This is a genomic window from Paraburkholderia sp. EB58 (genome assembly GCF_050436665.1).
Lineage (GTDB): Bacteria > Pseudomonadota > Gammaproteobacteria > Burkholderiales > Burkholderiaceae > Paraburkholderia.
Genome location: NZ_JBNDMQ010000036.1, coordinates 66,261 through 92,577 on the forward strand (window position 1 = coordinate 66,261; position 26,317 = coordinate 92,577).

24 protein-coding genes and 4 pseudogenes are annotated in these 26,317 nt (G+C 60.5%); 7 read left to right on the forward strand and 21 right to left on the reverse strand.

Annotated elements, in window-relative coordinates:
- Window positions 1-15: 15 nt before the first annotated feature.
- The 6 genes from P3T40_RS35940 to P3T40_RS35965 all read right to left on the reverse strand — a co-directional run bounded on the left by P3T40_RS35940 (window position 16) and on the right by P3T40_RS35965 (window position 5,347).
- Window positions 16-843, reverse strand: a complete 828-nt coding sequence (locus P3T40_RS35940; protein WP_429272447.1) for a LuxR family transcriptional regulator — start codon at window positions 841-843, stop codon at window positions 16-18.
- Between the two features lie 132 nt (window positions 844-975).
- Window positions 976-1,971, reverse strand: a complete 996-nt coding sequence (locus P3T40_RS35945) for a fumarylacetoacetate hydrolase family protein (RefSeq protein ID WP_429272448.1) — start codon at window positions 1,969-1,971, stop codon at window positions 976-978.
- Between the two features lie 12 nt (window positions 1,972-1,983).
- Window positions 1,984-2,934, reverse strand: coding sequence for an MBL fold metallo-hydrolase (locus tag P3T40_RS35950; protein WP_429272449.1), 951 nt, complete (start codon window positions 2,932-2,934; stop codon window positions 1,984-1,986).
- A 6-nt stretch (window positions 2,935-2,940) separates the two neighbouring features.
- Window positions 2,941-3,138 carry a DUF2783 domain-containing protein gene (locus P3T40_RS35955; RefSeq protein WP_429272450.1) on the reverse strand — a complete coding sequence of 66 codons (198 nt, stop codon included), beginning with the start codon at window positions 3,136-3,138 and terminating at the stop codon, window positions 2,941-2,943.
- On the reverse strand, window positions 3,135-4,826 hold the full coding sequence (locus P3T40_RS35960) for an FAD-dependent oxidoreductase (RefSeq protein WP_429272451.1): 1,692 nt from the start codon (window positions 4,824-4,826) through the stop codon (window positions 3,135-3,137). Before P3T40_RS35960 ends, P3T40_RS35955 begins: the two co-directional genes overlap by 4 nt.
- Before the next feature lie 2 nt (window positions 4,827-4,828).
- The gene (locus P3T40_RS35965) at window positions 4,829-5,347 is read right to left on the reverse strand and encodes a VOC family protein (protein WP_429272452.1); all 519 of its coding nucleotides are present in this window, start codon (window positions 5,345-5,347) and stop codon (window positions 4,829-4,831) included.
- Between the two features lie 206 nt (window positions 5,348-5,553).
- Between P3T40_RS35965 and maiA the strand changes: the two genes are divergently transcribed.
- Window positions 5,554-6,198 carry a maleylacetoacetate isomerase gene (gene maiA / locus P3T40_RS35970; protein ID WP_429272453.1) on the forward strand — a complete coding sequence of 215 codons (645 nt, stop codon included), beginning with the start codon at window positions 5,554-5,556 and terminating at the stop codon, window positions 6,196-6,198.
- Window positions 6,199-6,273: 75 nt separating this feature from the next.
- On the opposite strand, the pseudogene P3T40_RS35975 reads toward maiA, so the two are convergent.
- The 9 genes and pseudogenes from P3T40_RS35975 to pobA form a co-directional block, all read right to left on the reverse strand.
- A pseudogene (locus tag P3T40_RS35975) lies at window positions 6,274-7,263 on the reverse strand (porin).
- 360 nt (window positions 7,264-7,623) lie between these two features.
- Entirely contained in the window at window positions 7,624-8,574 is a 951-nt protein-coding gene (locus P3T40_RS35980; RefSeq protein WP_429272454.1) for a Gfo/Idh/MocA family oxidoreductase, read from the reverse strand.
- 13 nt (window positions 8,575-8,587) lie between these two features.
- Entirely contained in the window at window positions 8,588-9,523 is a 936-nt protein-coding gene (locus P3T40_RS35985) for an amidohydrolase family protein (protein WP_429272455.1), read from the reverse strand.
- A 112-nt stretch (window positions 9,524-9,635) separates the two neighbouring features.
- On the reverse strand, window positions 9,636-10,325 hold the full coding sequence (gene ligK, locus P3T40_RS35990; protein ID WP_429272456.1) for a 4-carboxy-4-hydroxy-2-oxoadipate aldolase/oxaloacetate decarboxylase: 690 nt from the start codon (window positions 10,323-10,325) through the stop codon (window positions 9,636-9,638).
- Between the two features lie 2 nt (window positions 10,326-10,327).
- Window positions 10,328-11,356 carry an amidohydrolase family protein gene (locus tag P3T40_RS35995; protein WP_429272457.1) on the reverse strand — a complete coding sequence of 343 codons (1,029 nt, stop codon included), beginning with the start codon at window positions 11,354-11,356 and terminating at the stop codon, window positions 10,328-10,330.
- The gene (locus P3T40_RS36000; RefSeq protein ID WP_429272458.1) at window positions 11,353-12,444 is read right to left on the reverse strand and encodes a 4-oxalomesaconate tautomerase; all 1,092 of its coding nucleotides are present in this window, start codon (window positions 12,442-12,444) and stop codon (window positions 11,353-11,355) included. Before P3T40_RS36000 ends, P3T40_RS35995 begins: the two co-directional genes overlap by 4 nt.
- Window positions 12,445-12,458: 14 nt before the next feature.
- Window positions 12,459-13,298 carry a class III extradiol dioxygenase subunit beta gene (locus P3T40_RS36005; protein ID WP_429272459.1) on the reverse strand — a complete coding sequence of 280 codons (840 nt, stop codon included), beginning with the start codon at window positions 13,296-13,298 and terminating at the stop codon, window positions 12,459-12,461.
- On the reverse strand, window positions 13,291-13,704 hold the full coding sequence (ligA, locus tag P3T40_RS36010; protein ID WP_429272460.1) for a protocatechuate 4,5-dioxygenase subunit alpha: 414 nt from the start codon (window positions 13,702-13,704) through the stop codon (window positions 13,291-13,293). Before ligA ends, P3T40_RS36005 begins: the two co-directional genes overlap by 8 nt.
- A gap of 2 nt (window positions 13,705-13,706) precedes the next feature.
- Window positions 13,707-14,888, reverse strand: a complete 1,182-nt coding sequence (gene pobA / locus P3T40_RS36015) for a 4-hydroxybenzoate 3-monooxygenase (protein ID WP_429272461.1) — start codon at window positions 14,886-14,888, stop codon at window positions 13,707-13,709.
- Between the two features lie 143 nt (window positions 14,889-15,031).
- Here pobA and P3T40_RS36020 point away from each other — a divergent pair, with 143 nt between their 5' ends.
- Window positions 15,032-15,949, forward strand: a complete 918-nt coding sequence (locus P3T40_RS36020) for a LysR substrate-binding domain-containing protein (protein WP_429272462.1) — start codon at window positions 15,032-15,034, stop codon at window positions 15,947-15,949.
- Window positions 15,950-15,983: 34 nt separating this feature from the next.
- Here the strand turns inward: P3T40_RS36020 and P3T40_RS36025 are convergent, their stop codons facing one another.
- A complete protein-coding gene (locus tag P3T40_RS36025; RefSeq protein ID WP_429272463.1) occupies window positions 15,984-16,946 on the reverse strand; it encodes a helix-turn-helix domain-containing protein in 963 nt (320 codons plus the stop codon).
- Window positions 16,947-17,031: 85 nt separating this feature from the next.
- Between P3T40_RS36025 and P3T40_RS36030 the strand changes: the two genes are divergently transcribed.
- Window positions 17,032-17,886: an alpha/beta fold hydrolase gene (locus P3T40_RS36030; RefSeq protein ID WP_429272464.1), complete on the forward strand. Its 855-nt coding sequence runs from the start codon at window positions 17,032-17,034 to the stop codon at window positions 17,884-17,886.
- A gap of 368 nt (window positions 17,887-18,254) precedes the next feature.
- Here the strand turns inward: P3T40_RS36030 and P3T40_RS36035 are convergent.
- Window positions 18,255-18,377 (reverse strand): annotated as a pseudogene (locus tag P3T40_RS36035) (IS6 family transposase); the annotation flags it as partial.
- 40 nt (window positions 18,378-18,417) lie between these two features.
- Window positions 18,418-18,591: pseudogene (locus P3T40_RS36040) on the reverse strand (IS110 family transposase); the annotation flags it as partial.
- Between the two features lie 921 nt (window positions 18,592-19,512).
- Here P3T40_RS36040 and P3T40_RS36045 point away from each other — a divergent pair.
- Entirely contained in the window at window positions 19,513-21,144 is a 1,632-nt protein-coding gene (locus tag P3T40_RS36045) for an alpha-D-glucose phosphate-specific phosphoglucomutase (protein WP_429272465.1), read from the forward strand.
- Window positions 21,145-21,207: 63 nt separating this feature from the next.
- Here the strand turns inward: P3T40_RS36045 and P3T40_RS36050 are convergent, their stop codons facing one another.
- Window positions 21,208-21,405 (reverse strand): hypothetical protein, encoded by a 198-nt coding sequence (locus P3T40_RS36050; RefSeq protein WP_429272466.1) that lies wholly within the window; start codon window positions 21,403-21,405, stop codon window positions 21,208-21,210.
- A gap of 193 nt (window positions 21,406-21,598) precedes the next feature.
- Complete coding sequence (locus tag P3T40_RS36055) at window positions 21,599-21,940, reverse strand: hypothetical protein (RefSeq protein WP_429272467.1); 342 nt, start codon at window positions 21,938-21,940, stop codon at window positions 21,599-21,601.
- 432 nt (window positions 21,941-22,372) lie between these two features.
- Here P3T40_RS36055 and P3T40_RS36060 point away from each other — a divergent pair, with 432 nt between their 5' ends.
- Both P3T40_RS36060 and P3T40_RS36065 read left to right on the forward strand, forming a co-directional pair.
- The gene (locus P3T40_RS36060; RefSeq protein WP_429272468.1) at window positions 22,373-22,858 is read left to right on the forward strand and encodes a hypothetical protein; all 486 of its coding nucleotides are present in this window, start codon (window positions 22,373-22,375) and stop codon (window positions 22,856-22,858) included.
- A 69-nt stretch (window positions 22,859-22,927) separates the two neighbouring features.
- Entirely contained in the window at window positions 22,928-24,079 is a 1,152-nt protein-coding gene (locus P3T40_RS36065) for an IS110 family transposase (protein ID WP_429272469.1), read from the forward strand.
- A 495-nt stretch (window positions 24,080-24,574) separates the two neighbouring features.
- Here P3T40_RS36065 and P3T40_RS36070 read toward each other — a convergent pair whose 3' ends face one another.
- Window positions 24,575-24,997, reverse strand: coding sequence for a hypothetical protein (locus tag P3T40_RS36070; RefSeq protein WP_429272470.1), 423 nt, complete (start codon window positions 24,995-24,997; stop codon window positions 24,575-24,577).
- Here P3T40_RS36070 and P3T40_RS36075 point away from each other — a divergent pair.
- Window positions 24,996-26,290: pseudogene (locus tag P3T40_RS36075) on the forward strand (ISL3 family transposase). The gene P3T40_RS36070 and the pseudogene P3T40_RS36075 sit on opposite strands and share 2 nt — an antisense overlap.
- Window positions 26,291-26,317: the final 27 nt, after the last annotated feature.

Consider the following 26,317-nt stretch of genomic DNA (forward strand, 5'->3'; position numbering starts at 1 on the left):
CGCCTAGGCGTGTATCTAGGCTGTCAGGGCGAACAGTTGCTTCAGGTCGTGAATGCCAAGCTTCAGATAGGCGTTCTTGCGATGCGTGACCACACTGGTCGGCGCGATATCGAGTTGCCGGGCGATCTGCTTCGCGGTCAGGCCGGCGAGAATGCCCTCGCACACTTCGCGCTCGCGGCGACTCAGTTGCGGAAAGCTCCCGGTGAGCCGCGCGGCTTCCGCGCCGCGTCCGGTGCCAGTCGACGCCGCCTGATGCGCGGCCAGTTGCGCCTGTAGCTCGGTCATCTGCAGATGACGTTCGGTGCAGCCGGTGATGATCGGCGCCATCGTACTCAGCAGGTCCATGTCGCCGTCCGAGAAGAATCCCTGCGAGCGATCGCGATAGATGTTGACTGCAATCCACGTATCGCCGCCAGGGTTGCGTGCCTGGATCACCGATACGCGATCGATGATGCCGGGCCGGTCGTAACACGATTCCCGGTAGCACTCGTCGGGCACGTCGTGCGAACGCTGCCGCTGCACGAACAGCGCTGGACGGCTCACCGTGCGGCTGGACTCGCACAACGAGCGTGTCGGATCGGCCAGGTAATGACGGTCCAGATAGACGAATGCGGTGTCGTGGGCGATACCCGCCGACACCACACTGCTGGTGCATAGCAATTGCGGCGCATGGTTCGGCCGGAATGCGAATGCGGACAAGTGCCCCACGCGCAAGACTCGCGCCAGCGAGGCGATCAGTTCGCCGGCGAAGCCTGCTTCGCCGATTCGTCCTACGATTGCCGCAGTCATCGATAAGCAGTCGGGCGGCCCGGCGGTCGACAAATCGATCGTTCGCACTTCCACGGCGTCCTCCTTTTGTCGGCTGGCAGAATGTGCGCTGAGCCGACGGCTGTCTCTCTGTCCCTGAATCGACTGAGTGTCGGTGGGGATCTTTCATTATCATCCGCACGGTGTCCTGGCTGTCAACCATGAATATCACGACGCCGGCGGGATATATCGGACGACCCGCTGGTCGATTGCACCGAATACCGACTGTCCTGCGGCGTCGAACATCTCGACTCGCATCCGGTCTCCGAAACGCAGAAACGGCGTGATGGGCGCGCCCTCGCGCACGGTTTCGAGCGCCCGGCGTTCGGCAAGGCACGCCGAGCCGACGCTGCGATCTGCGTTCGACACCGTGCCGGAGCCGATCACCGTACCCGCGCCCAGCGCCCGGCTTTTCGCCGCATGGGCGACAAGATGCGGAAAATCGAACACCATGTCGGTGCCGGCATGGGGGGTGCCGAGCACGGCGTCGTTGACCGACACGGTCAGCGGCAAGTGCAGCCGGGCACCGTCCCAGGCATTGCCGAGTTCATCTGGAGTTACGGCGACAGGGGAGAACGCCGTCGACGGCTTGCTTTGGAAAAAGCCAAAGCCCTTTTTGATTTCCGCAGGAACAAGGGCACGCAGGCTGACATCGTTGACCAGCATCAGCAGCCGGATATGGCGGCCGGCCTGCTCCGGGCACGATCCCATCGGCACGTCGCCGGTAATGACGGCGATCTCGCCTTCGAGGTCAATGCCCCAGCTTTCCGCTTCGAGCGCCACGTCGTCGCGTGGGCCAAGGAACGTATCCGAGCCGCCCTGATACATCAGGGGGTCCCGCCATAGCTCTTCGTCGAGCGTCGCGCCACGCGCGGCGCGCACCAGTTCGCTGTGGACCAGGTAGGCGCTGCCGTCGGCCCATTGATAGGCGCGCGGCAACGGCGCGGCCAGCGCTGCGCTGTCGAGCGCAAACGCGTGGAGGGCACGGCCCGCGTTGAGTTCGTCATACCGCTCTGAGAGCGCGGGAGCAACAGCGTCCCAGTAGTCGAGCGCGGCTTGCAGGGACGGGGCAAGGTCTGCGGCGCTCATGCCGTAACCAAGGTCACGGCTCACCAGCAGGAGCTCGCCGTCGCGCGTGCCATTTTTTCGGGTAGCAAGTTTCATGTGTGCCGCCAATCAGTTGTGCAGGGTGTTCCAGAGGGCCTGGTCGCGCTCGGCAGTCCAAACGCGCGGGTGTTCGATGCCGGTCAGCTCGTCGTAGGCACGGGAGACATCAAAGGCAAGCACGTGCTGGTAGATTGGCCAGTCGCCGAACTTCGGCCGCATCGCCGCATCGGCTAGCGCGTGACAGCCCTTGAGGTCGCAGCCGTCGCGCAACCCGGTGCCCACCGCGTCGAGCAGCGTCGAGATAAAGTCGCGTGTGCTGTCGATCGCTGCGTGCACGTCTTCGCGCGAACGCAGTGCGGCGCCGCGTCCGGGCACCATCGTCGTCGCGCCGAGGCTGCGCAGATGCTCAAGCGTAACGGTCCAGTCGCGCAGGTAGGCGTCGCCCGTGTAGACTCCGCAGTGATTTTCGACGAGGTCGCCAGAGAACAACACGCCGCAATCAGGCAGCCAGCACACCGAATCACCATTCGAATGACCGCGTCCCAGATGCATGAAGCGGATCTCGCGATTGCCAAACCACAGGCTCATCTCACGCTCGAACGTCAAGTGCGGATAAGTGAGTCCCGGCACCTCCTCGACACCGGAAAAGAGACGCGGAAAACGGCCTGTCTCGGAACGAAAGTCGGCTTCGCCACGCTCGTGAATCCAGTCGTTCGTCGCCCGTGATGCAAAGATGGTCGACTCGCCGAACGCCGCGGCGCCCAGCACGCGCACCGCGTGATAGTGCGTAAGAAAGATATGGCGAACCGGCTTGTCGGTGACAGTCCGAATGTCGGCGAGCCACTCGCGCGCGAGTTGCGGCGTGGCCCGTGTGTCGACGGCCAGCACCGAATCATCGCCAACAATGAAACCGCAGTTTGGATCGAACTCGCTGATATAGCCGTAGACGTTTGACGCCAGTTCCACGAGACGGGGTTTCTGTTCACGCAGGTCGGAAGCGGATGCAAATGAGGTCGTCATGATGGGTCAGTGATGGGGAGAAAGGAAGTTGCGGGCAGCGTGCAGGCAGGCAAGCAGTACGTCATGGTCGCCAATCTGATTGGCAAGCAGGAACAGCAGCCGGGCGTTAAGCTCCGCACTTTCCCCGCTCCCCAGTCCATGGTGGACGTCGACTAGCGCAGCGTAGAAACTGTCCGGCTCGGAAATGTTCGGGTGGATCTTCATGGTGCGATCTCCAGCGGCTCGCCGAGCGCAGCGGCAAGCAGGCGGTCAAGTGCTTCGGGTGTGGGGGCCTGAAGGCGTGCAGCGCGATACAGGTCGGGACGCAGCAGCAACAACGTGCCGGGTGCTTCGGCGAACGTGCCGCCGTCGTCGAGATCGGCACCCGGCGCACAGACGGCTATATGCAGCAGCGGCCATTTGTCCGCGTGGGCCCGCAATTGGGTAGCGGTCCTATCTCTCGCGTTGCGCGGAAAGTAGAGCGCCAGCAAACGGGTGCCTTGCGACAGGCTGTAGCGTGCGAGCGTCGTCAATCCTTGCGGCATGCGCACGACCAGGTTCTGGACCGATTCGCCTGCGCCGTCGATGCCAGCAGCGCACGGGTATCGGTTGGGCACGCACAGGCGCCCCGTGTTGACAAGCTCACGGGCGAAAGGATAAGTCCGTGCGAGCGACAGCACCGCATCTCGCAACCGCCACTCCATCTCACTTTGCGGCGCGAGAAAGCGCGCGGTGCGTTTGGTGACGGCGATGTTTTCCGCCGCGGCCGCGCGTCGTTCGGTGCAGTACGAATCGAGCAGCACGTCGTTCGCATTGCCGCCGAGCACGAGCGCTAGCTTCCAGCCAAGGTTGTCCGCGTCCTGAATGCCCGAGTTGCCACCACGTGCGCCGAACGGACTCATCGCGTGCGCCGCGTCGCCGATGAACAACACACGGCCGAGGCGAAAGTGATCGAGCATCTGGGTGCGGTAGTGCCACGGACCAATCCAGACCATCTCGAAGTCGACGTCCTCGCCGAGATGCGCGCACACGCGCTCGCGGGCAACGTCTGGGTGACTGACGCGCTCGGGGTCGCAGTCCGGCGCCATCTGGTAGTCGAGACGCCAGACGTCGTCCGCCATCGGATGCTGCCAGACCGCCCTTCCTTCGTTGAACGGCGCGGCGACCCACGTCCAGCGTTCGACCGGCAACGGCTTCTTGAAGCGAACATCGCAGATGCACCAGCGGTCGGTGCCGTGCTCTGGCTGGATTTGCACGCCAAAATAGTCACGCAACGGGCTGTTCGCGCCAGTTGCGTCGATGACCCAGTCCGCCCCGATCGCGTAAGCTCCCTCGGGCGTGTCGATTTGCAGGACCACGTGATCGTCGTGACGTACAGCCCCGGTTACGCGATGTTTCCAACGCAGGTCGGTGAGACCGAGCTCGGCGATTCGATCGACCAGGAACCACTCCAGATAGAACTGCTGCAGATTCAGGAACGGCACCTGAGCCGACAAGCTGGCGAGTCTTGCGTCAAAGGTATAAACCTCCTCGGCTTCAACCAGGGTTCGGCCCACCGACCACTGCACGCCTTTGTCCAGCAACCGCTCATAGATACCGAGCCGGTCGAATACTTCGAGACTCTTTTGCACATAGCACATGCCACGGCTCGAGGCTCCGCGTACGCCGACGGTGTCGTCCTCATCGAGAACGACGGCGGCGACGCCACGCGTAGCGAGGTCGCAGGCTAGCGTGAGTCCCGCCAGGCCGCCGCCAACGATGACAACGGGATAGCGACCCTGTGCCGCGCCGGCGAGTTCCGGCGGGGTCAGAAAAGAAAACACCGGTAACTGGTAACCGGCGCCGCCGTCCACCATGGTGTGCCGGGCCGACAATGCCGGCGGCGTGGAGATCGCGGGAATGTTGTTCGACATGCTCACGCTCCGACAGCCTGGCGGAGTGCGGCTTTTCGTTCGGTCCAGCGCTCAAGCTCGCCGTGTGCGGCCGCCTCTTTGCTGCTCATGTACTCGGGCGAGCCGATAAGGGTGGTCAGTTCGAGCCGGATACCGTTGGGATCATAGAAGTAGATCGAGCGGATGAAGTGATGATCCACCACGCCGATCACCTCGATACCGGCCGCTTCGAGCCGGGCTTGCGCGTCCTTCAGCGCAGCCTCGTCGTCTACCCGAAGCGCAAGGTGATTGACCCAGCGGGGTGTGTTGAGCGACGGCGCCGCGATCGCGTCGTCACCAAGGTCGAAGAACGCCAGATGCGAACCGTCTCGCAGTCTGAAAAAGATATGAACATATGGGCAGTATTCGCCGGTGCTCGGCACGTTGTCCGCCTCTACCAGGTGCACGAGCGGCAACCCGAGGATGTCCTCGTAGAAGTGGCGGGTTTCTTCTGCATCGCGGCAGCGCCACGCGAAATGATGCAAGCCATGAATCGGGACCATGATGTCTCCTCAATCAGAGTGTTGAATACCCTGTTGAGGATCATTGTGGACACTGGATGCCGACATTGCATTCCTCCCGGAAGAGGAGGCCAGGGTGCGCAGGAGAGCGCACGTTGTGGCCCCGGATCGGACTTCATCTCTTGGGAGGATAGGCGGTGCGTCGCTGGCGGCGTAGAAATGAGCCCCATACCGATTGGAGCCTGGCGATGCAGCTTTATTCGTATTTTCGTTCATCCGCGGCATACCGCGTTCGCATTGTACTGAACCTTAAGGGTCTTTCCTTCGATACCGTGCCGGTCCACATGCTGCGCGGCGGCGGCGAGCAGCATCGCGCCGAGTACAGCGACATTCATCCGCTGCGCCTCGTGCCGGTGCTGGAAGTCGAGGGGTCGCTAATGAGTCAATCGATTGCTATCTGCGAATATCTGGAGGAACGCTGGCCCACGCCGTCCTTGTTACCGAAGAGCCTTGAAGGGCGCGCACGCGTGCGCTCGATCGCCGCGGCCATCGCTTGCGACATTCATCCGTTAAATAACCTTCGTGCACTTCACTATCTGGTGAAGGAGTTAGGTCTCGATGAGGATCAAAAGCTCGCCTGGTACCGGCACTGGATCTCGCTAGGGATGGAGGGCGTGGAGCGGATGCTGACGGCTTCTTCCCAACCCGGCGCGTATTGCTACGGCGACACGCCGACGTTCGCCGATGTATTCCTTGTGCCACAGGTTTCGAACGCATTGCGCTATCAGTGCAGGATGGATGGCTATCCGAACGTCATGCGTATCTATGCGACCTGTTCGACGCATCCGACCTTTGTCGCGGCAGCTCCGGATCAGCAACCCGACCGGGATTAAGTGTATCGGCACGGTACGGTACGAAAGCAGCCGTCTCATGCAGGAGACGGCCACCGGCGCCCCAGAATGCCAGCCTCAGAAAACGTGGCGGATACCTAGATCTGCGCCCACGGTGGTGCCCGGCACCTCGTTAAGCGCACCGTCGATGGATAGACCGGTATTCATCGCACCATGGTTGTTCACAACACCGACCTGACCGTACAGCGACGTGCGCTTGCTGAGGAAGTACTGTGCGCCTAGCGCGCCCATCACCGAATTGTTCGCCATATGGTTGCGATCATTGGTCCACTAGACGCCGCCGCTCAGGTCAATTTTCTGCGTGATGTAACAATCGAGACCGCCGCTATAGACGTTACTGTCGAATGATCCCGCTATCTTGTAGTTGACGAATGCGGCTTTTGCGGTAAGGATGCCGAACTTGTAAGTTGCTCCCAAGGCACGCCCTTCGAACGCGATGCCGGTGGGAACCGGCGTCTGCACGGTACCGCCACTGTTGCCGTCGTAGATCGACGCATTGATCAGCAGGCTGCCGCTCTCGTACCTGAGGCTTGCCGAATACTGCCGGCCCGCCTGGAAATTGCCCGCTTCTCCACCCAGAGCGAGCATGACGCTCCCCTGGAATCCGGCAATGGCTGGGCTCGTGTACGAAATACCGTTCGAGTTGAAGATACCGGTCCCCGCAACGTTGTCGATATAGGTCACCAGACCGCTGCCAAACTGCGAAAACCCTCGCGGGTCAGTCTCGTAGAGGGACAGGACGAATGGCGAGAACTGGAGGCCCGCGGTGACGGTGCCGTACGTGCTATCGAGCGCCACCCATGCCTGGCGGCCAAACATGTTGCCGTTCGAATCGTTAAAGCCACCATTGGCCACGCTGATCCCGCTCTCGAGTCTGAACCGCGCTTTAAGGCCACCGCCCAAATCCTCTGTACCGGTCAGGCCGAACTGCGACGGCCCGGAACCGCTGTCGATCATCGAAAACTGGTGACCCGCATTCCCTCCCATCGTTGCCTCTGCGGTCTTGCTGGTGTACAGCAGACCGCCGTCGACCAACCCATACAGCATGATGCTGCTCTGCGCCTGCGCTGCCCCCGCGACTAGCAGGCCAATCGCGCATGCGGTGAACTTCAATCTCACATGCCCTTATCTCAACATTTTCTATTTGTCTCCTCGACTTCTCTAAGAATTTCCCTCGCGACGGAATTGTCGTTTCAGGACACTACATGTCGAATTTGCGTCTCCTCCTTTACAACTTTCACTGCCAATCCGAAGTATTTATATTTCGTTATGCTTACTATTCGCATCAGTCTGTAACCAAAACATGCTTCTGTTCAGATCTGATTCAAAGCCCCCGCGTCGACGTGGAAAACGATGCAGGTTATTGGCCCCTCCAGGCCTTACCCGGCCGGGTTGCATTGACCATCTTCAGTTGTCGAGCGCCCGCGCAAGCTCCTGGAGCGTTTTATAACAGGGCAGCACCTGGGCCACGCTTGCGTTGGGTTCGCGGCCCTCACGAATGGCGCCGAAGAACTCGCGGTCCTGCAACTCGATGCCGTTGATCGAGAGCGCTATCTTCGACACGTCGATCGACTCGTCCTTGCCCGTGAACAGCTCGTCGTAACGCGCGAGGTAGGTGCCCGTGTCGCCGATATAACGAAAGAATGTACCGAGCGGACCCTCGTTGTTGAAGCTCAGCGACAACGTGCAGATCGCGCCAGTGCTGCTCTTGAGCTGGATGCTCATGTCCATCGCGATGCCAAGCGTCGGATGGACCGGCCCCTGCATTGCATTAGCCTGCACGATCGTGCCGCCGGTCTGGTAGGCAAACAGATCGACGGTGTGCGCCGCGTGATGCCACAGCAGATGATCGGTCCAACTGCGGGGTTGACCCAGTGCGTTCATGTTCGTGCGGCGGAAGAAGTACGTCTGCACGTCCATCTGCTGTATCTGGAACTCGCCCGCCTGGATTTTCTGTCTTATCCATTGGTGGCTTGGGTTGAAGCGCCGCGTGTGACCACACATGGCGACGAGACCCGTGTGCGCCTGCATCGCTGCAACCGCCCGCGCCTCAATCCAGGAGTCAGCCAGGGGAATCTCAACCTGAACGTGCTTGCCGGCCTGCATGCACGCGATCGCCTGCGCGGCGTGCATCTGTGTCGGCGTGCACAGGATCACGGCATCCACGTCATCGCGTGTGAGGCTCTCTCCAAGTGCCGTCGTCACGTGGCCGATTGCATAGCGGTCAGCCACCGCGCGAGTCTTCGCAAGTTCGCGGCCAACCAGCGAGACTACCTCGACGCCTTCGATGTGCTGAATTGCGTCGAGATGCTTCGTGCCAAATGCGCCCGCGCCGGCTATCGCTACTTTGATCGTCATGCGTTTTCCTGATTCACGTATTCAACCGCGTGCGTCCTACCTCTTCTGGCCAGTACAGACGCATAGGATTGTCGACCAGCAATTGATGCTGCCGGTCCGGGCTCGTGGCGATATGCGGGATGAAATCCACCAGCAATCCGTCGTCCGGCATGTGGTTCTTCAGATTGGGGTGAGGCCAATCGGTGCCCCACAGCACACGGTCCGGGAACGTCTCGATCAACTGACGCGCAAACGGCACGACGTCCCGGTACGCGGCCGACTCGCCATCGAGCGCCGGCGGGCCGCTGACCGACAGGCGCTCAGGGCAACTGACTTTGGACCAGATGTTCGGGTGCTCGTGCATGAGTCTGATGAACCGCTCGAACTCCTCCCCGTCGACCGGCTTGCTGACGTCAGGCCTGCCCATGTGGTCCACCACCACCGTTGTTGGCAACCCAGCGAAAAAGTCCCACAGTTCCGGCAAATCCGCGGCTTCGAAGTAGACCACCACATGCCAGCCGAGCGGTGCAATGCGCGTGGCGATCTCCATCAATTCGTCCTTGGGCGTAAAGTCCACCAGACGCTTGACGAAGTTAAAGCGCACGCCACGCACACCCACGTGGTGCATGTCCCAAAGCTCCGCGTCCGTAACGCCGCGGCGAACCGTTGCCACGCCGCGCGCCTTTCCACCAGAATGCAGACAGGCATCCAGCATCGCCCGATTGTCCGCGCCGTGGCACGTGGCCTGTACGATCACGTTGCGCGCGAAGCCGAGCCGGTCGCGCAATGCAAACAACTGATGTCTGGACGCGTCGCAAGGCGTGTACTTGCGCTCCGGGGCAAAAGGGAAATCGGAACCCGGACCGAAAACGTGGCAGTGCGCGTCAACACTGCCCGCTGGCAGCTGGAATCGCGGTTTGCTGGGGTCCGCGTACCAATCGAGCCAGCCGGCGGTTTTTTCAAACTTCATGTCTGTCCTTCTTCAGGGGTTTGAGAATAGCGGCCGCCTTGGTAAACCGGCCGGCGCTCGGTCCGAAAGCACCGGTGCAGCGGATCGTCTTCCTCGCGCATCTGCACGGCGCTCAATCGACGTACCTCAAACCCGCCTTACTCAAGGTCTCGCGCATGTTGTACATGTCGAGACCCAGTTCGCCGGCGGCGAGGCGTGCGCGCTTGGCGATTTCATTTGCTTCCCGTTCTCCCGCAGCATCGGCGACCTGCTGGGCGTCTGTGGCCGGCACGATGACAGCACCGTCTGCGTCCGCCACTACGACATCACCGGGGTTGACGAGCGCACCGGCGCAAACGACCGGCACGTTCACCGACCCCAGCGTCGCCTTGACCGTGCCTTTAGCGCTGATGGCGCGCGAGAACACGGGAAACTGCATCGAAGTTAGATCCGCCACGTCGCGCACGCCGCCGTCTATGATCAGGCCGCGGGCGCCGCGAGCCCGGAATGAGGTCGCCAACAGATCGCCAAAGAAGCCGTCCTCGTTGTCGGCACTGCAACTTGCGACGACCACGTCGCCGTCCTGGATCTGCTCGGCCGCGACGTGCAGCATCCAGTTGTCGCCCGCATGCAACAGTACAGTCACCGCCGTGCCGCAGACGCGTGCACCGTTGTAGATCGGGCGTATATAAGGCTTCAGCAGCCCCACTCGTCCCATCGCTTCGTGGATTGTGGCAACCCCGAAACGCGACAGTTTTTCCACTGCTGCCCGGTCCGCCCTGACGATATTGCGTTTGACGATGCCTAGATTGTTCATGCTCATGGTCACAACCCCTTCGCTTTCAATACAGCGTCGAGCCGCGGATAAACGCGCCGCGCGTTGCCTTGGTAAATCTTGTGGCGATCCACCTCAGACAGGTGCTGGGTGGCTTCGATGTAGCGCCGGGTGTCGTCGTAGTTAAAGCCTGTTTGCGGATCGACGCCGCGCACCGCACCGATCATTTCGGACGCAAACAGGACGTTATCCACCGGGATAACCTTGGTTAGCAGATCGATGCCGGGCTGGTGATAGACGCAGGTGTCGAAGAAAACGTTCTGGAGCAGATGTTCCTCGAGTAATGGCTTTTTCAGTTCCTGTGCCAGTCCGCGAAAGCGGCCCCAGTGATACGGCACTGCACCGCCGCCGTGCGGGATGACGAACTTCAGGGTAGGAAAATCCTTGAACAGGTCCGAGGTTAGGCACTGCATGAAAGCGGTCGTGTCCGCGTTCAGGTAGTGGGCGCCTGTCGTGTGGAAACACGCGTTGCAACTCGTGCTGACGTGAATCATCGCCGGGATCTCATACTCCACCATCTTCTCGTAGATGGGATACCAGTGACGGTCGTACAACGGAGGCTCCTTCCAGTGGCCGCCCGAAGGATCCGGGTTAAGGTTGATGCCGACGAAGCCGTATTCCTTCACACAACGTTCCAGCTCAGCAATACAGGTCTTGGGATCGACGCCGGGCGACTGTGGCAGCATCGCGGACCCAATGAAGTTGTCCGGAAACAACTGGCTGACCCGATGGCACAGTTCGTTGCAGATTGCCGCCCACGTGCTGGAGGTCTGAAAGTCGCCGATATGGTGCGCCATGAAGCTGGCGCGCGGACTGAAAATAGTGAGGTCGCAGCCTCTTTCCCTCATCAGGCGCAACTGGTTTTGCTCGATCGACTCTCGCAGTTCGTCGTCGCTGATTTTCAGGTCTGCGGCATCCGGCCTCAAGGCCGGATCCTTGAGCTCTCTGACTTGCTGGTTGCGCCAGGTCTCCAACGCCTTGGGAGCCGTCGTGTAATGCCCGTGACAATCGATAATCATTGTGCAGTTCCTTTCCAGACTGATGCAGGAATCATGGCCTCGCCCCGCATCAGAAGGCGTGCGGTTCGCAACAGCGCTGCTTTCGTGACGTTGTGCGGATTCGCCGGGTCGAGTTCGAGATCGACGCTAAATTCACCGGTCGGGTGTTCGACCGAAACTTTCCTGGTCGATGCCCCGGCCATGACGGCGACGCCTTGCGCGACTGAACCGTCGAGCACACAGGCCGTACCGACCGTGACCGCAGCAAGAACACCGATTGCGTCGTGACACACATGCGGGATAAAACTACGCGTGCAGATGCTGCCGCCTTCACGCGGCGCCGCGACCAACGTCATCTTCGGGTAGTTCTTCGCAATGACGTCGCCCAATCCCATTGCATGGCCGCACGCTATGCGCAGCCGCTCAATGCACGCCTTTAGTTCCGTGTCGGCGTTCATCTCGGCCACTGATTCGTAGCCCGTACGCCCCACGTCAGCCGCTCGCAGGATCACCAGTGGCATGCCGTTATCAATGCAAGTCACCTGAGTACCGTCGATCACATCGCGCACCCGGCCCGTGGGCAACAGGCCCTCGCAGACGGAGCCGGCTGTATCGAGGAAGTTAATCGTGATCGGCGCACTGGTGCCAGGCACTCCGTCGATGCGTGCATCGCCTTCGTACTCGACACCACCATCGCGCGTCAGTACTGTGATGTCGCATTGCATACCGGTGTTGAGCGTCAGTACGCGTAGCGTCGTCGTGTCGCCATGCGGCTCGACCATGCCGGTCTCCAGCGCGAACGGCACGACGGCGGCGAGCATGTTGCCGCAATTGGGTGAGGTGTCCACGGTGTCGCCTTCCGGCTGGAGTTGCGCGAACAAAAACTCGAGATCGACGCCTGGTTTGCTGCCTCGGCTAACGATCCCCACTTTGCTGGTGAGCGGATGTGCGCCGCCCAGTCCGTCGATCTGCCGCTTGTCGGGCGAGCCCATGATGGAAAGCAGTACGCTGTCACGAGTTGAAATATCCGCGGGCAGATCGGCGGCGTTGAAAAACGGTCCACGCGATGTGCCGCCGCGCATGAACAAACAGGGAATGGAGTTTTGCATCGTCACTTTCCTGGTTACTTGTTTTCAAGAACCAGCAGCCCGTACGCGGTATTCGAAGCCGGTACGTGGTAGAAGCGATGCACGACCTTCACGTGCTCATCTAGCGCGCCGCGCATGATGAGCCACATGATGCATTCGATACCCTCCGAGCCCGTCTCACGTAGCAGTTCGGTGTGTCCGATTCGGGCCAGCTCGGCCGGTTCGGCCACAAAACGGTCCAGCCATCGATTGTCGTACTCTGCGTTGATGACGCCTGCCCGCTCTCCCTGTAACTGGTGCGAAAGACCGCCCGTCCCGAAGATGGCTACCTTTATGTCGGCGTCATAGGATTCAATTGCGCGCCGGATGGCTTTACCCAGGTTGAAGCACCGGTTGCCGGTAGGCTGCGGGTATTGAACTACGTTCACGCACAGCGGAATGACCTTGCACGGCCATTCGTCTGGCTGTCCGAACATGACCGAAAGCGGCACGGTCAGGCCGTGATCCACGGTCATGTCGCTGACGATGGTGATGTCGAACTCATCCAGAATCAACGACTCGGCCAAATGCCAGCCGAAGTCGGGATCACCCTTGACCACGGGTACCGGACGCGGGCCATAGCCTTCGTCATGAGGCTGGAATTCACTTCCTACGCCTAGCGCGAACGTCGGCGTGAGGTCGAGTGCAAAGCAGGAAGCATGGTCGTTGTAGACGACGACGCACACATCGGGCCTAGCCTGCGCGATCCACTTCTTGGCTGCCTGCATGCCATCGAATACCGGCTTCCAGTAGGGTTCCTGTGTTTTGCCGTGGTCTACCGCGGCGCCAATCGACGGCACATGCGAGGTGCCGACCCCCCCCAGCAGCTTAGCCATTGCATTGCTCCTTCTTGCTCCGATTGCCTGCGATAGTTCTGCCGCCGTCCAGCATCATCTGACGGAACTGATCGACGGTCATGTCGGTCCCCGACATCGCCGCACCCAGATGTTGCATCGACAAACCATCAAAGATTGCAAGCTTGAACATGTAGTAGATGTTGCCGCCCAAACGCAGCATGCCGAGCCAGTCGCGTTCGAGCACGACCGCACGCTGTTCTGCGTTTAGCGGCAGAGCGTTCAGATAAGCTTCGGGATCGGCGCGAAATGCGTCGCGATTGGCAGCTATGTCAAGCGATTTGGCGAACATGTTGATGTGATAGCCCCTGCGGTGATTCACGCCATCAAATACGTAGGTGCCGGGGATGTCCTGATACTCGCGAGTCATACTCTTTGTTGATCCCATGATCAGACTGCCTCCTCGAACGGCAAGCCCGCATACTGTTCGGCCAGCGCCGCTTGCGCGTGGTGTGACGATTTGAGGTACGTCAATTCGTATTCCTGGGCGCGTTGGTCAAATTCGCTTGCCGCAGGGAAACGGTGCAGCAGGTTCGTCAGATACCACGACGTGCGCACCGAGCTCCAGACGCGCCGCAACGCCATCGCACTGTAGCCGTCAAGCAGCGACGTCGAGCCACGCTCGTAGAAGGCGGCCATCGCCCGCGATAGATAGAAGACGTCAGACACGGCAAGGTTGAGTCCTTTGGCGCCGGTCGGCGGCACGATGTGCGCGGCATCTCCAGCGAGAAAAAGACGGCCATGACTCATCGGTTCAGCCACAAAGCTGCGCAGCGGAGCGATCGACTTCTCGATCGACGCTCCGGTGATCACGGCATCCGCGAGTTCGCGCGGAAAGCGGACCTGGAGTTCGCTCCAGAAGCGGTCATCGGACCAGTCTTCGATTTTCGTGTCCAATGGCACCTGAAGGTAGTAACGGCTAAGCCTCTCGTTGCGCATCGAGGCCAGCGCGAAGCCGCGCGGGTGGTTCGCATACACGATATCGGGCAGCGGCGGGGTCTCCGACAGGACACCGAGCCAGCCAAACGGATAGACTTTCTCGAACTCGCGCAGCACGCCTTGCGGAATCGTCTTGCGGGACACGCCATGAAAGCCGTCGCATCCGGCGATAAAGTCGCAGTCGAGTCGTATCGCTTCATCGCGATATTTGAATGTGACATAGGGCCGTTCCGACGTCACATCCATCGGCTGAACGTCCTCGGCCTCGGTCAGGACGGTCGCCTCGCGCTGGTCGGCAGCAGCAAAAAGATCTTCCTGAATGTTGGTCTGCCCGTACGCCACGAAGCGCTTTCCGAGGTGCTTATAGACATCGATGAAGAAGCTGTCACTACTGCCCCACACGATCTTCATGCCGTCGTGCGCGTGACCTTCGCGGTCCATCCGTTCGCCCAGCCCGTTCGCCCGCAACACATCGACCGTGCCCTGCTCCAATACACCGGCGCGAATGCGCGACAGAACGTATGCACGACTGCGTTGCTCGAGCACTACGCTGTGGACACCCGCCCGGTGCAACATCTCCGATAGCAGCATGCCCGCGGGGCCCCCGCCGATAATGGCCACCTGCGTTCTCATTGATCATCTCCTACGTTTCATTGAACGGGCTGGACCCGCTGCGTTACCGATGAGGAATCTTAGATATCCGTTCCGATCACGGGAAGTGAACCCAAAGCTATCGTGATAGACTTTTCCGATCACATCGGAACGTTCGTATTCTCATGACTCTGCAGCAGTTGCGCGTCTTTCTCGCGATCGTTGAATTCGGCAGCTTCCGGCGTGCGGCGCGCGAACTGGGCGTCTCTCAGGCCGGGCTCACCAACAGTCTGCAAGCGCTCGAAGTGGGACTGGGGGTGACGCTGCTGCTGCGCTCGGCGATGGGCGTGGCGTTAACCCCTGAGGGCAAAAGCCTGCTGGCTCGCGCGCAACTAATCGATCGCGAAGCGCGGCGCGCCGTGGAGGAGGCACACTACGCGCGTGGGGATATCGGTGGTACCTTGCATGTCGGACTCGGCCCTACGCCCACCGCAGCGCTACTTCAGTTGGTGGTGCCGGACTTTCACCGGCGGTTTCCGGCAGTGAAGCTGAAGCTTTCGAGCGGGCTTTATGAGCAGCTCCTTCCCCCGTTACAGCAAGGTTTGATTGAGCTGGCGCTGACTGCGGTTCCCGACGAAGGCCCGGGGCCGGGGTTTAAGAGCAAGACGCTCTTCAGGAGCGACCTCGTGGTAGTAGGACGGCGCGACCACCCGCGCGCAGCCGCCCACTCGCTTCGCGATCTGGCGGATTGCGAATGGATCCTGCTCGGGTCGCCGGGCGGACCGGGTGGCACGGTCACGCGCTTTCATGCCGAGCAAGGGCTGCCGCCGCCCCGCGTAGCCGCGACCTGCGAGTCGTTCACGCAACTCGCGGCTTTGATCAGCGGCACCGACTGGCTTGCTCTTCTGCCGGCCGTGGTTACGAAGCGTGGCTTGCTCGGCACTGAGGTCGTTGCCATCAAGCTCAAGGAACGATCACAAGGGTTCGAAAATCACCTGGTGTATCGCGCAGACCCGCCGCTGACGCCGGCCGCCGCCGCCTTCGCCTCGATGTGTGAGTCCGGCGCGCGGATCGTGGGGCGGGGCCGTAGCCTCACGGCGTGACGCAGGCGGGGGCCAACTGCACAGCCATCGAGGTTCAGCGGCGAAAGTGGCCAGGAGGTGCCAGGAAACGCGCCTTGAACGCCCGATGAAAGTGGCTGCAGTCACGAAAGCCGCAGGAATAAGCGATCGATTCCGTGCTTCGGCCGGAATATTCCGGCACCTGGAATCTGAAACGTGCCAGTTCTAGCCGTTCCGCCAGAAGCCACCGTGAGAAGGATTCAGTGTTTTGAGCAAAGCGCGACTGGATGGTCCGCACCGTGCAGTGAAAAATCCGCGCAAGAAAACTAATTTCAAAATCAGGATCAGTGATATGGCTCGACGCGACGCTCTTGATATTGTCCAGGCTGAGCCGCTCATGTCCTGGGCGGCTGGACACCTCTGCTGCCACGACGCCCAGCAGCCCGAGGACCGGCCGGCTCATCAGGTCCGCCAGCCAGAGTTTGCCCGCGCGTCGCGCCGTGCACATCAATTGCATCTGTGAGGCCAACTGCTGTCCTGCATGCGTGCTGCCAATCGCCACGTTCATATCGAGCAATGAGACGCCAGACCTCTCCAGATTCAGCAGATTTCGGTCAAAGCGCAACGAACTGAGCATCATCGGGCTATGACGGTCGAAATCAAGGCGGAAAGGCAAAGCATTGTCGATGAGGAACGGCATACCCGGAAGCAGTTGCCATTTCTTTCCCGCATGTTCGGCGCGATAGCTCGAAAATTCGCAGAAGTTGAGGAAAAAGCTGTCATCTGACCGTCTGCGGATTTCTCGCTCGCCTCGACTAACCAGATGACCCGGCGCCGAGATAGACGCCAGCACCGATTCTTTCAGAGCATAAGCTTTGAAATTGGCATTGAACGCGACGTCTCGAGGTGGTTCCGGCTGAATCCCGGAATAGACACGGCAGACCGCATCACAAAAATATTCGAACCTCCCGCTTTCGTCGACTTCGGTCGTGGAAACCTCCGCGATACATTCGATCGCTGTCGCTTCGCACAGAGTCATGATTCTTCATCCTTAGTCAATGCCGTCTCAGCATAAACGCACCAAAATCCTGATTTCAAAAGAGATTTACCAAGGAGGGAGACTCATGCCGAGTCAGAAATCGTCGTTCGTTTTCATTCATGGCGCGTGGCATTCCAACCGGACGTGGGACAAGGTGATGCCACGGCTTCAGGCCGCGGGACATGCCTGCCGGGCAATCGATTTACCAGGCGCCGGCACGAACGCCCGTTTTCCCAAAAGCTTTTACCATCGCCCGCTAAATCCTGCCCGCTTCGCCACCGAGCCGTCGCCCAATCGTGCCGTCACGCAGGCGCAGCGTACAGAGGCCGTCGTTGACGTAGTCCGGCAGATGACGTCGGAAGGCAATAGCAAAATTGTACTGGTTGGACATTCGCTTGGGGGTCTCACCGTGTCTGCGACAGCCGAAGCCGTGCCGGAACTCCTTCACCGTACGGTCTATCTTACGGGCTTTATGTTGCCTCCCGGAATGTCGGTCGTTGGTGTCCATCACTATGAGGCGATGGCGACGGCGTTGGTGCCGGGTCTTCTGATGGCCGATCCGCAAGCTGTGGGCGCCCAGCGAATCGACGTCAAATCCGAAGCGTCAGACTATCGCGCTAAACTAAGGGAGGCCTTTTATGGCGACGTAGAGGAAAGGGAATTGTCCGCCTTCCAATCCTCGCTTCACTGTGACGAACCTGCGAGTGTTGCGGTTGAGTCTTCGCTGGTGACTCCCGCCCGGTACGGGCGAGTGAAGCGGCATTATCTATGCTGCACCGAAGATAGGGCAATCCCTCTGGCCGGGCAGGAATTCATGATCGCCGCCGTGGACGAGGCCATTGGCATGAAAACGGCCGTCCATAGACTGGAGGCGAGCCACTCTCCGTTTCTTTCCATGCCAGAACAGCTGTCTGAGGTGTTGCTGGAGATTGCCGGGTGAGGAGCGTTGGTGCTTCATTAGCTCGTGGGTTAACTCCCCCCTCCCGAAAACGCGAAGGCGATCCAAAGGCAAGCGCCTTCCCGGCGATCAAGTAACGATACGTCGATCCCAAGCGAGTTGTGCATGAACCTCGAACTCGGCACCAAGTCGTGGAAGTCGACATCCGGCACGGTCCGCGCGCTACAGCGTGGACGTCGTCGACCTGCCGCGACAAAACCGGTTAGGTTGCCGCACGTTGGTCATGCGCAAAGCGGTACCGTTATACCAGCGATGCACGTTCGCTTGCGGCTCGCGCCGACAACGCTCCTTGGCTGCAACTGGAGATCAATATGTAAAGTACTGCTTATATTTTGCGGCCGTGGTCAGCGGCGGAGGTCTTGGTCGATGATGTTGTATAGGTACTTTGACTGGTGGGTCCTTGACCGGCGTTTCCCGCTGGGCATTGATCGCTTCGACTCGGCAAGATTGGCGCCATTTTTGTCGATGGTCACTTTACATCAAGCGGAGAGTCCAGGCGTTTGAGCACTCGGGCTATGTGGCGATACCTCGGGAAACATAGCTGGCATCGCTGTTGAGTAGTGCCTGGATAACTCGCGCGTTATGATTGGCCAGCGCAACCGCTGTGCAGTTATATCCTCGTCGCGCTATGAGTTGCTGCAGCCACACGCTGTGCATGTCGATTTTGGACTTTACGAACCGTAGCACCTCTTCGCCGTACTTCCCTGTCAGACCAGTCCCGGCTCAGATGGTAAGCTGGTATCGTTGTGGGGATCGGCCATTTTGAGCCACTCGATATCGCACTATGGGTCGGCTACGATCCGACGTAAGCGGTAACGGATGACCGCTGCAATTGGCAGCAAATACCGAGACTGGGCGGAAGCCGGCGACGCTTTAGGTCGGGAGTGCGAGTCCGCAAATTCAGGAGGCCTCCGTCCAACGGTTCACGGGTGCGACCGTCAGCAACCCGCCAGATTGCTGACGCAGAACCCGGCCCGCCCCAATGTCCTCAATGGCCGAAACACCGCCGTCGGTTATCGGGGAGCGTTTTAATCCGCACCAGCCATCGTATGAAGCTTTCGACGGATGGACGAGAACGGCACAGCACGGATACACGGTCGCGCAGCCGGGCGCTTACGCCGTAGCCGTTGCACGCTCAGCGTTTGGACGACCCGGCAGTTGACGTAGCGGCGGCTGGTTGATGTCGTGCGTCGGTTCTATGCAGTTCTCCGAAAGCGTACAGTCTCTTACGGTTTCATTGTCCATAGCGACGCCGTTATACCGCCACTGCCGGACTGGCACCGGTTCGTCGACGAATGGGTGAGCCTCTATTTCTCCCAACTTCGACACAAACTCGGCACGCGGCGCTTTGCCAGCGCGTCGCCTGACTGGTGGCGCTCATTCGACTTCGCGAAATTTACGGACCTGCTAGACCTGCGGCTTGGTGTCGAGGTCGCGGCTGAATCTGGGAGAAGCCAGAAGCCAGAAGGCAGAAGACCGAAGACCGAAGACCGAAGACCGAAGACCGAAGGCCGAAGGCCGAAGGCCGAAGGCCGAAGGCCGAAGGCACGCAAGGATACCCCGCCAAACAGGAAGGCAACGCTGGAACCCCCGGCAAAAGGAAGGGACATGACAATCCGAAACATTGCAACACAACCCATTCCCGGGCAAAAGCCCGGCACGTCGGGGCTGCGCAAGAAGGTGACGGTTTTCATGCAGCCTGGCTACCTCGAGAATTTCGTGCAGTCGATCTTCGACTCGCTCGAGGGCACTGTCGGACAAACTCTCGTGCTGGGCGGCGACGGTCGTTTCTATAATCGCGCAGCCGTGCAGACGATCCTGAAGATGGCGGCCGCCAACGGCTTCGGCAAGGTGCTCGTGGGCCGCGGCGGGCTGTTCTCGACGCCGGCGATCAGTTGCGTGATCCGCAAGACCGGCGCGTTCGGCGGCATCGTGCTGTCCGCCAGCCACAATCCGGGCGGCGCAGACGGTGACTTCGGGATCAAGTACAACATCGCCAACGGCGGCCCCGCGCCAGAAAAGGTGACCGACGCGATCTACACGCGCACCGGCACAATTACGGCGTACCGGATCAGCGATGCGCCTGACGTCTATCTGGACGCGCCTGGCACGCATACGATCGAGAACATGACCGTCGAGGTCGTCGACCCGGTTGCCGACTACGCCGAGCTCATGCAGCGGCTGTTCGACTTCGACGCGATCCGCGCGCTGTTTGCGCGCGGCTTCACAATGCGCTTCGACGCCATGAGCGCCATCGGCGGCCCGTATGCGAAGGCGATTATCGAAGGCATGCTCGGCGCACCGGCCGGCACCATCGTCAACGGGGAGCCGCTCGAGGACTTCGGCGGCCATCATCCCGACCCGAACCCCGTGAACGCCGCCGATCTGATTGGCTGCATGAGCGGCGCGGCGGCGCCGGATTTCGGCGCGGCCTCGGACGGCGACGCCGATCGCAACATTATCGTCGGCCGCGACTTCTGCGTCGCGCCATCGGATAGTCTCGCGGTCCTCGCCGCGAACGCGACGCTCGCGCCCGGCTACCGCGACGGCATCGCGGGCATCGCGCGCTCGATGCCGACCTCGACGGCCGCGGACCGCGTCGCCGCCGGGTTAGGCGTTCGCTGCTACGAAACGCCGACCGGCTGGAAGTTCTTCGGCAACCTGCTCGACGCCGGCATGGCCACGCTCTGCGGCGAGGAAAGCTACGGCACTGGCTCGAACCACATCCGCGAGAAGGACGGCCTGTGGGCGGTGCTGTTCTGGCTGAACCTCCTGGCCGCGACCGGCAAACCCGTCGAGGTGATCGTGCGCGAGCACTGGGCGCGCTTCGGCCGCAACTACTACTCGCGGCACGATTACGAGGCGATCGACAGCGCGGCTGCGGACGCGCTAATGACGCACTTGCGCGCGCAGCTGCCATCCCTGCCTGGCCAGCGACTCGATGACTTCATCGTCGAAACCGCCGACGATTTCTCATACACGGACCCGGTGGACGGCTCGATGTCGCAGAAGCAGGGCGTGCGGCTCGTCTTTGCGGAAGGTTCGCGCATTGTCTTCCGGCTGTCTGGCACCGGCACCGAAGGCGCGACGCTGCGCGTCTATCTTGAACGATACGAGGCCGACAGCTCGAAACATGACATCCCCACGCAGACGGCGCTCGCGGGCCTGATCGCCATCGCCGGCCGGGTGGCCGACATCGCGGTCCGCACCGGTAGGAACGCACCGACCGTCGTAACCTGATTGCGGCTTTGCGAACTTGACTGGTGGAATCGGAAGACGGTGAAGATAACGCAGGTATCCTTATCAGGCACCGGGCCCAGCTGCTTCGCTTTCACGAACACGTGCTTCATACCGGCCGGTGCCGCCATCCCTGCCTTCGCTGTCGGATGGCGGTGCAGCCGGCTCGAGCTTGCACGCGAGCTCCTGCGGTGAGCGCCCTGCCTTGACCAGTTCCATCTCCTGCGCCCGAAATTCCGACGCGTCGGTGTTTGCGGTTTTCATGTGCCGCTGCGGTATCGCAATGGTGATACGTCATAGCGTCTGGACATTGACGCCACGAGGCATACGCCGGCCGCGGAGAGAGCTGAGCACGTGCAACCACGCTATAGACTCAGGAATCGCAAAGCAATCGATCTCCCCCAAGGTTTTGCACGCTCTCTTTTACGCCGAGGTCATGCTCGCACCTTCGGTTTGTCTAATGCTCCGTGTTCCCGGTGTTCGCACGCGCGACACCTGAATCTGCCAGCGTGGCGGGAGCTAGCCAATGAAAGGCTGCAAGCGACTTACCGTTGAACTGACATTCCGCTTTTGCAGGTACGACAGTATTTACGCGCTGATCTTCGACCACGCCAGTTACCAGCACCGAGCGGCCGTCAGGCGACGGGTCAGTTTTGCTCACCGACACGAGCGCGGGTTCTGCTTTGCTTTGCATCATTTGCTCGCACTGGTCGGCGTTTTTTTCGGCTATGCTCGCGCACCCAGCGAAGGACGCGGCGGCGACAGTGAAAGCAATTGTAAGAAGCCTACCTTTCTGCATACCTTTTCCTCACTACTGGCTACTGCTCAGATTTCTATCGGTTCCAGATTTGCACCACTACGTCTGGCAAATAGCGATTCTAGCGTTTACTTCCTCCCCAAAACGCAAAGGCCACCTCGTGTGAGAACGACTTCAATCCAGGTCTTTCCCGGTTTGACGGGGTTCCCATCTTGATTGACGCGCCGCACCCTCCGTGCTCAGACGATGCAAAACGAGGCGTTCGGAGACGTAAACCTTTGTTACAAGATTCCGAGAAAGCCAGCCAACCAAAGACATGACGGCGCGTTTATTAGACTAACGGATCAATCGCTCGCACAGTTGATTATTAATGCAGCGATCACGTGCTGCTCCCTTTGCTGTTGGCCTCACGGCGTTTGTATGGGAGTCCATATCGTTACTGATGTGAGGCCTTTCTTCCGATGGAGGTTCGTCATGTCGGAACATGTGGCACTCGCCCATTCGACGCACATCGAGTCCTTGAAAAAGCCGAAGTTTTCGAGGTCGACGGATGGCTTGAAGCGCGCGTTTTTCGCAGCGTTCGCAATCGCTTGCGGTATTGCTGCGGCAGATTCTGCACTTGCAGCTTGCGATCCGTCCAAGGGCGGCTTCGTCGCCGGCGTGTTGAAATGCTTTGACGCCGCGCATGCGCAGACCTTCGACGACTGGGACCACAGAAATGGACAATGGGGCAACCCGTTCGACCACGGTGTCGCCCTCGGTTGCAATGGGCTAGCGCCGGGATGCGGCCCGGCGATGGAGGCTGAGTATAAGGCCAACCGGAACGGATGGGTGCCCGCGTGGCAACCTGGGATGATGCAACCGGTCGTACCTCCTGCCCAGAATAGTGTGTCGCCCGCCTGGTCAACGGGGGGCATACCGGTCGGGTCGACGGGGGGCGTGCCACTAGATACTATGTAAGGGGCCAGCGAAAGTAAGCTCCCGGGAGTAAAACGAGGATTTCGATACTCGTTCCAAAGGAGCACACAAATGGCTACCTCTCACGCAGCCCTTCATGGGCAAGATACGACCATCGTGGGCCACCTGTATATGGCCCTGGAACTGGGCGACAAGAGCTGGAAGCTTTCGCTGGGCGATGGCCAGCGCGCGCCCAGTCGGTGTACGGTGCGCGCAGGCGATACCGCGGCCGTCGTCGCGGCCATCGCGAGGGCCAAAGCGCGCTGCCACCTCGCCACCGACGCCCCGGTGCGCAGCTGCTATGAGGCTGGCCGCGATGGCTTCTGGCTGCACCGCTGGCTTGGTGCACAGGGGATTGTCAACCTCGTGGTGGACTCGGCCAGCATCGAAGTGAACCGGCGGGCGCGCCGCGCAAAGACCGACCGCCTCGACAGCGACAAGCTGCTGTCGATGCTGATGCGCTACTACGGCGGTGAGCGGCGGGTGTGGGCAGTAGCACGAATCCCCACCGCCGGGCAGGAAGACGAGCGCCGCCTGCATCGGGAGCTGGGGCGTCTGCGAGAGGAGCGTACCGCTCACAGCAACCGGATCCGCTCGCTGCTGGTGCTGCACAACCTGCGGGTTGAGCGCATCGGCGGCCGCGCGTGGACGTGCTGGTGGGCGCAGCACGCCGCGCAGCTGCTGCCAGGTTTGCGTGCCGAGATCGAACGCGAATTCGAGCGGATGTCGCTGGTTGCCAGGCAAATCAGGACGCTTGAGGCGCTGCAGCGCCACCAGGTCTGCAGTGGCGCACAACCTGCGATCGCACTGCTGGCACAGCTCGCAGGTGTGGGCACTGGCAGTGCATGGACCATGGTCAAGGAACTCTTCGGCTGGCGGAAGTTTCACAACCGCCGTGAACTTGCCGGCTGCCTCGGCCTGGCGCCGACGCCCTACGCTAGCGGCACCAGCGAAGTCGAGCAAGGCATCAGCAAGGCTGGCAACAAACGCGTACGCTGGCTATTGGTCGAACTCGCATGGAGCTGGCTGCGCTTCCAGCCGGCCAGCCAGCTCAGCTGCTGGTTCAATGAACGATTCGCTGGTGCGGGCAAGCGCCTGCGGCGCATCGGCATTGTCGCGCTTGCGCGTCGCCTGGCGATCGCCCTGTGGCGCTATCTGGAATTCGGCGAGATTCCTCCTGGGGCCACTCTGAAGTCGTCCCGCAGCGCAGCTGTGGCGGCCTGAACGGCTAACGCCTATCGACAACAGCGGCCTGAAGCGCGCCCGGACAGTGGTTGGGTTATCCAGCGGATAACCGTAGTTCTAGATGGGGCGCGCCTCCGTAACGGGGGTGGTTCCAGCGCTTTGCGCATGCGGTATATGGTGACCAGTCTAGTGGGGCTGGCACGGATAGAAGTTGGTCACGGGGCAGTTACCCGTGGACATCAGACACCCCGACCTCAGTACTGTCGTTGAAGAGACACGCGCTATATGAAGGATACCGAAACGCCATCATGGCGGCAGAGAGGATGGTGGTGGAGGTTGTCCACCGCCGGCCAGGCGTCGTGGTCGTGACCGGCGACCCGCCGGCCGGCCGTGGACAACCTCCACCCGCTCAAACGGGAGAATACTGACGGGAAATGAACCGCAAAAGGGAGCTTGACTTTCAACGCCCCATAGAAGTACCACTGTGTTAAAAAATAGGATCGTCGGGGGAATCTATGGGTGAAATCGATGGATTCAGGCGACGTTGAGGAAACGACATAGCTTTCGGCAGGTGGCATCGAAGAGGCCTTGCTCGCGCTCAGAGCGGTCATCCAGGAGCGGGCCACCGTCTTGCTCGTCGATATACCGTAACACTATCGAGCCGGCGTCCAGCTTCCTGAGTTCGCGGTAAAGCTGCCGCTCTTCAACGAGACGACCACCGAGCATCCAGATGAAGTCCCGATGCTGGTGCAGGGTTTTTCGGCTGTAACCGCTGTCCAGAAGATGCAGGAGATACGGCGTGAATATCTTGACGAGATCCTGTCCGAACGGAATGTCCTGTTCCTCAAAGCTCCAGGACCTGGGACAGTTCTGCAGGTCTGGAACGAGTCGTTCAAGATCGCTTGATCCGGGTGTGACAATGGCGGTATTACCGACGATTTTTCGCTTGCTAGCCATGCTTTTGACCCGCTTGCTCAATTCCTGCCATCATTTCCCGGGCTTCGTTTATGAGGGAGCGCGGCTGTGCGAAAGGACGCAGACCATTGAGATTGACGTGCGCCCACGTAAGGGATCCAAACCAGTTTGTTCGTGCTGCAACGAGCGCGCAAGCGGCTACGATACGCTCGGAGAACGTCACTTCGAGTTCATCCCGATCTGGGGTTTTGCCGTCATTCTGCTGTATTCGATGCGTCGTGTCGATTGCCGTCGGTGCGGCGTAAAGGTTGAGATGGTACCGTGGGCCATCGGCAAGCATACGTTGACCAAGGCATACATGCTGTTTCTGGCCCAGTGGGCTCGTAAGCTGTCGTGGAAAGAAACCGCGCTGAGTTTCCGCACCAGCTGGGAGAAGGTCTTCAATGCCGTGGAATGGGTAGTCGACTGGGAGCTGAATCATCGTGAGCTCGGGACGATTCGCGCTTTCGGCGTTGACGAGATCCAGTATGGCCGGGGGCACCAGTACCTCACGCTCGTCTACCAGATCGAGGCCGGCTGCACGCGACTGCTCTGGGTCGGACAGGAACGTACTAAGGAGAGCTTCGCGAAGTTCTTTGCGATGATCGGCAAGCCGCTGTGCGAGAAGGTCGAATTCGTGTGTTCGGACATGTGGAAGCCCTATCTCGAAATGATTGCGCGTCATTGCCCGAACGCCCTGAACATCCTCGACCGTTTCCACATCGTTGCCAAGATGAACAAAGCGATCGATGAGGTGCGAGCCGATGAGGCCCGGCGCATGACGCGTGATGGCTACGAGCCTGTTCTCAAAAAATCCCGCTGGTGCCTGCTCGCGCGACGCGAGAACCTTACTGGCAAACAACGTGTTCGCCTGCGTGACCTACTCCAGTACAACTTACGTAGCGTACGTGCCTATCTGCTCAAAGAAGAATTCCAGCAACTCTGGGACTACATCTCTCCTGTCTGGGCGGGCAAGTTCCTCGACCAGTGGTGCAAGCAGGTGATGCGCTCACGCATCGAGCCGATGAAGAAGTTTGCCCGGACCGTGCGCTCGCACCGGGAGCTGATCCTCAACTACTTCCGTGCCAGAAAGCAGTTCTCCAGCGGCGTCATCGAGGGGCTGAACAACAAGGCCAAAGTCACTATGAGAAAAGCGTACGGCTTCCGAACCTTCCGATCACAGAAATCGCGCTCTATCATGCACTTGGCAAGCTTCCCGGTACGTTCTCAATAACTCGGGGCGAGCGCGGGCATACTGCTCAAGCAGGCAGAACGATGCGTTGTTCGAGGAGGTGAGGCAGGAGGGGAATCTTATCGGTGCAT

Excerpts from the sequence above, each read along its gene's own strand:
- pobA (WP_429272461.1), bottom strand. The coding sequence starts at position 14,888 with ATGAGAACGCAGGTGGCCATTATCGGCGGGGGCCCCGCGGGCATGCTG.
- P3T40_RS35945 (WP_429272448.1), bottom strand. The coding sequence starts at position 1,971 with ATGAAACTTGCTACCCGAAAAAATGGCACGCGCGACGGCGAGCTCCTG.
- ligA (WP_429272460.1), bottom strand. The coding sequence starts at position 13,704 with ATGGGATCAACAAAGAGTATGACTCGCGAGTATCAGGACATCCCCGGC.
- P3T40_RS36050 (WP_429272466.1), bottom strand. The coding sequence starts at position 21,405 with ATGAAAACCGCAAACACCGACGCGTCGGAATTTCGGGCGCAGGAGATG.
- P3T40_RS36065 (WP_429272469.1), top strand. The coding sequence starts at position 22,928 with ATGGCTACCTCTCACGCAGCCCTTCATGGGCAAGATACGACCATCGTG.
- P3T40_RS35980 (WP_429272454.1), bottom strand. The coding sequence starts at position 8,574 with ATGACGATCAAAGTAGCGATAGCCGGCGCGGGCGCATTTGGCACGAAG.
- P3T40_RS36030 (WP_429272464.1), top strand. The coding sequence starts at position 17,032 with ATGCCGAGTCAGAAATCGTCGTTCGTTTTCATTCATGGCGCGTGGCAT.
- P3T40_RS36000 (WP_429272458.1), bottom strand. The coding sequence starts at position 12,444 with ATGCAAAACTCCATTCCCTGTTTGTTCATGCGCGGCGGCACATCGCGT.
- maiA (WP_429272453.1), top strand. The coding sequence starts at position 5,554 with ATGCAGCTTTATTCGTATTTTCGTTCATCCGCGGCATACCGCGTTCGC.
- P3T40_RS36025 (WP_429272463.1), bottom strand. The coding sequence starts at position 16,946 with ATGACTCTGTGCGAAGCGACAGCGATCGAATGTATCGCGGAGGTTTCC.
- P3T40_RS35960 (WP_429272451.1), bottom strand. The coding sequence starts at position 4,826 with ATGTCGAACAACATTCCCGCGATCTCCACGCCGCCGGCATTGTCGGCC.
- ligK (WP_429272456.1), bottom strand. The coding sequence starts at position 10,325 with ATGAGCATGAACAATCTAGGCATCGTCAAACGCAATATCGTCAGGGCG.
- P3T40_RS36045 (WP_429272465.1), top strand. The coding sequence starts at position 19,513 with ATGACAATCCGAAACATTGCAACACAACCCATTCCCGGGCAAAAGCCC.
- P3T40_RS35985 (WP_429272455.1), bottom strand. The coding sequence starts at position 9,523 with ATGAAGTTTGAAAAAACCGCCGGCTGGCTCGATTGGTACGCGGACCCC.
- P3T40_RS36060 (WP_429272468.1), top strand. The coding sequence starts at position 22,373 with ATGTCGGAACATGTGGCACTCGCCCATTCGACGCACATCGAGTCCTTG.
- P3T40_RS36005 (WP_429272459.1), bottom strand. The coding sequence starts at position 13,298 with ATGGCTAAGCTGCTGGGGGGGGTCGGCACCTCGCATGTGCCGTCGATT.
- P3T40_RS35965 (WP_429272452.1), bottom strand. The coding sequence starts at position 5,347 with ATGGTCCCGATTCATGGCTTGCATCATTTCGCGTGGCGCTGCCGCGAT.
- P3T40_RS36055 (WP_429272467.1), bottom strand. The coding sequence starts at position 21,940 with ATGCAGAAAGGTAGGCTTCTTACAATTGCTTTCACTGTCGCCGCCGCG.
- P3T40_RS36070 (WP_429272470.1), bottom strand. The coding sequence starts at position 24,997 with ATGGCTAGCAAGCGAAAAATCGTCGGTAATACCGCCATTGTCACACCC.
- P3T40_RS35950 (WP_429272449.1), bottom strand. The coding sequence starts at position 2,934 with ATGACGACCTCATTTGCATCCGCTTCCGACCTGCGTGAACAGAAACCC.
- P3T40_RS35955 (WP_429272450.1), bottom strand. The coding sequence starts at position 3,138 with ATGAAGATCCACCCGAACATTTCCGAGCCGGACAGTTTCTACGCTGCG.
- P3T40_RS36020 (WP_429272462.1), top strand. The coding sequence starts at position 15,032 with ATGACTCTGCAGCAGTTGCGCGTCTTTCTCGCGATCGTTGAATTCGGC.
- P3T40_RS35995 (WP_429272457.1), bottom strand. The coding sequence starts at position 11,356 with ATGATTATCGATTGTCACGGGCATTACACGACGGCTCCCAAGGCGTTG.